This is a genomic window from Mesorhizobium sp. M7A.F.Ca.CA.002.09.1.1, assembly GCF_003998555.1.
In the GTDB taxonomy this organism is placed as follows: Bacteria; Pseudomonadota; Alphaproteobacteria; order Rhizobiales; family Rhizobiaceae; genus Mesorhizobium; species Mesorhizobium ciceri.
This window is the reverse complement of record NZ_RZRR01000643.1, coordinates 1-3,330: the sequence shown is the minus strand read 5'-3', so window position 1 is coordinate 3,330 and position 3,330 is coordinate 1. Positions and strand designations below refer to the sequence as shown.

General features: G+C 63.1%; 3 protein-coding genes and 1 pseudogene. 3 read left to right on the top strand and 1 reads right to left on the bottom strand.

Annotated features, from left to right (window positions below; genetic code table 11):
- A partial coding sequence (locus tag EN994_RS35690) for a hypothetical protein (RefSeq protein ID WP_206530474.1) occupies positions 1 to 205 on the bottom strand: 205 nt, incomplete at its 3' end.
- 100 nt (positions 206 to 305) lie between these two features.
- Here EN994_RS35690 and EN994_RS23720 point away from each other — a divergent pair.
- From EN994_RS23720 to EN994_RS23710, 3 genes and pseudogenes are all read left to right on the top strand, one after another.
- Positions 306 to 1,256 carry an AEC family transporter gene (locus EN994_RS23720; RefSeq protein WP_063168175.1) on the top strand — a complete coding sequence of 317 codons (951 nt, stop codon included), beginning with the start codon at positions 306 to 308 and terminating at the stop codon, positions 1,254 to 1,256.
- Between the two features lie 190 nt (positions 1,257 to 1,446).
- Positions 1,447 to 2,904, top strand: coding sequence for an NAD-dependent succinate-semialdehyde dehydrogenase (locus EN994_RS23715; protein WP_013531228.1), 1,458 nt, complete (start codon positions 1,447 to 1,449; stop codon positions 2,902 to 2,904).
- A 92-nt stretch (positions 2,905 to 2,996) separates the two neighbouring features.
- Positions 2,997 to 3,330, top strand: a pseudogene (locus EN994_RS23710) (galactose-1-epimerase); the annotation flags it as partial.

The following is a 3,330-nucleotide window of genomic DNA, read 5'->3' as shown; positions in this document are numbered from 1 at the left end:
GGTGAATACCTTCAGCGTCGCCGTGAATGCGGCCTCGATCGGTGACGCTGCGCGCGTCGCTTTTCGTCTCGGCAACTGCAAGCGCGGTCGCGGCAAGACAAAGCAGTGCGGCGACGAAAGCCGTCAGCCATGCCCGCTGCAAAAGACTGAGGTTCGAGAGTCGGACAAAGGCCATTTGTCGTTCGTGTCCGCCCTGATGATCCAAGCCCTCTATAACGCTGCCAGCCGACGAGGATCAAATTCAGGCGCGATTGCGTCGCGGTCCTGGCTCGCCTATCACGGGGAACCCGCCCCTCACGGTAAAAATGTCTCCGCTCACCGAAACCGTTCTTTTCGTCTTCAGCCTTGTCGCGCTCGGCTACCTCGCCGGGCTCACCGGCTATCTGAAGCCGGCGAGCGGCGAGGGGATTTCGGAATTTGCCATCAACGTGGCGATGCCGCTGCTGCTGTTCCAGACGATGGTGAAGTCCGACTTCCATGGCGTGGCGCCTTGGCCGCTGTGGGGCGCTTACTTCACGGCGGTTGCAATGACATGGGCTGCCGGCCATCTGGTGACGACGCGGATCTTCGGGCGGGACGCACGCGCAGGCATCGTCGGTGGAGTGTCGTCGTCCTTCTCGAATGTGGTGCTGCTGGGCATTCCCTTCGTTCTCGGCGTATTCGGGTCGAGGGGATTCGAAGTGCTGTCGCTGCTCGTTTCCGTGCATCTGCCGACCATGATGATGGCTTCGATCATCATGTTCGAGATATTTGGCCGCGGTGGCAGTGAGCCCGTACACCTGCTGCGCATCGTCCAGAGCTTTCTGAGAAGACTGTTCACCAATCCCCTGATCATCGGTATCCTGGCCGGGCTGGCCTGGCGCCTAACCGGCGCGCCGCTGCCGAACCTTGCCACGCGGCTGGTCGATACGCTGGCTGGCACTGCCGGGCCAGTGGCGCTGTTCGCCATGGGGCTCAGCCTGCGCCGTTTCGGCATATCGGGCAATGTCCGGCCGGCGTTGGCGCTTTCGGTGCTGAAGCTGTTCCTGATGCCGGCGCTGGTGCTGGTCTTCGTCTGGTTGCTCGGCATGCCGCCCTTGACGGCCAAGGTGGCGGTGATGGTGGCCGCGATGCCATCCGGCGTCAATTCCTATCTGATCGCGGTGCAGTTCAACACCGGCCAGGCGCTGGCGTCGAACCAGATGACCCTCGCCACGGCCTGCGCCGCCGTCACCACCGCGTTCTGGCTGACTGTTGTCTTGTACGTTTTCGGGTAAGGCATCGGTGTAAGCACGTCAGCCTGCTCTCGTCTCGCTCTGGCCCAAGCCCTATATGCCATCTTGCGATTGCTTGCGTGCCTTGCCCTCGGTAAAGAGCAGTGGCTCCGGCGTGCCGGCCTCAGTCCATGGCGCACGCGCACCGAAGATTTCACAGACCCGCCCGTCAGGGCGCCGAACGGAGGATAGCATGCTTCAGAAAACCAGCCATTTCATGCGGCAGGCCAATCTCATCAATGGCGAATGGGTGCAGGCCGACAGCGGCCAGACGGTCGACGTCAACAACCCTGCCACCGGTCTCAAGATCGGCACCGTGCCGAAGTCGGGCAAGGCCGAGACCCGCCGCGCCATCGAAGCCGCCGCGGAAGCTTTCAAGACCTGGCGCAAGACGACCGCGCTCGAGCGCTCGAAGCTGCTGCGCAAGCTGCACGACGCGATGATGGACAATCAGGACGTACTGGCCGAACTGCTGACCATCGAGCAGGGCAAGTCGCTGTTCGAATCGAAGGGGGAGATCGGCTCGGCCGCGTCCTACATATTGTGGTTCGCCGAGGAAGGTCGCCGCACCTATGGCGACGTCGTGCCCTCGCCATGGGCGGACCGCCGCATCCTGGTGACCAAGGAGCCGGTTGGCGTCATCGCCGCCATCACGCCGTGGAATTTTCCGTCCTCGATGCTGGCCCGCAAGCTCGGCCCGGCGCTCGCCGCCGGCTGCACCGCCGTGGTCAAGCCTGCGTCGCAGACGCCGTATTCGGGTCTCGCCTGGGGCGCGCTCGCAGAGGAAGTCGGTTTCCCCAAGGGCGTCGTCAACATCCTGACCGGTTCGGCCAGCGAGATCGGCGACGAGATCTGCGCCAATCCGCTGGTGTCGAAGATCACTTTCACCGGCTCGACCGAGGTCGGCAAGCTTCTCATCCAGAAGTCGTCGGTCACCGTCAAGAAGGTGTCGATGGAACTCGGCGGCAACGCGCCGTTCATCGTTTTCGACGACGCCGACCTCGAGCGTGCCGTCGCCGGCGCCATCACCGCCAAGTACCGCAATTCCGGCCAGACCTGCGTTTGCACCAACCGCTTCCTTGTCCAGGCAGGTGTCTATGACAAGTTCGTCGAGAAGCTCGCTGCCGCCAGCAACGCGCTGAAGGTCGGCTCCGGCCTCGAGGACGGCGTGCAGCAGGGGCCGCTGATCGACGAGAAGGCGGTCGAGAAGGTCGAGGAACTGATCGCCGACGCCACATCAAAGGGCGGCAAGATCGTTGCCGGCGGCAAGCGCCATGCGCTCGGCGGTTCGTTCTTCCAGCCGACGGTCATCGCCAACGCGACACCCAAGATGCGCTTCATGAAGGAAGAGATCTTTGGCCCGGTCGCACCGGTGTTCAAGTTCGAGACCGAAGAGGAAGCCGTCGCCCTCGCCAACGACACCGAATTCGGCCTTGCCTGCTACTTCTACACCGGTGACCTCGGCCGCGCCTTCCGAGTGATGGAAGGGCTGAAATACGGCATGGTCGGGGTCAATGAAGGCCTCATCACCACGCCGGAGGCGCCGTTCGGCGGCGTCAAGGAATCCGGCCTCGGCAAGGAAGGCGGGCATCAGGGCATCGAGGATTATCTCGACACCAAATATGTCTGCATCGGCGGCCTCGGCCTCTGATAGGCTATCCCTGGGATGGGGAGGCCGATGGCCTGCCCATCTCTCATGGAAAAACCAGCCGAAGTCTTCTGGATCAACTGGCATTTACGGGCATGGCGATGAAGGACGGCGAGGTTTTCGGCACGACGCAGGCTGGCGAGCAGGTGCGTCGCTTCACGATCAGGGGCGGCGGCATCACAGCCAACATCATCGGTCTGGGCGCGATCATCCAGGATTTGCGCCTGACCGGGCACGATGCTCCGCTGGTGCTCGGCTATGACAGTCTGGAAGGCTACGAGACGGATACGGCCTTCTTCGGTGCGGTCGTCGGCCGCTATGCCAACCGCATCCGCGACGGCCGCTTCACCATTGGCGGCAGCCGCTACCAGACCGAGCAAAACTTCCTCGACAAGCATACGCTGCATGGCGGCTCGCAAGGTTACTCCC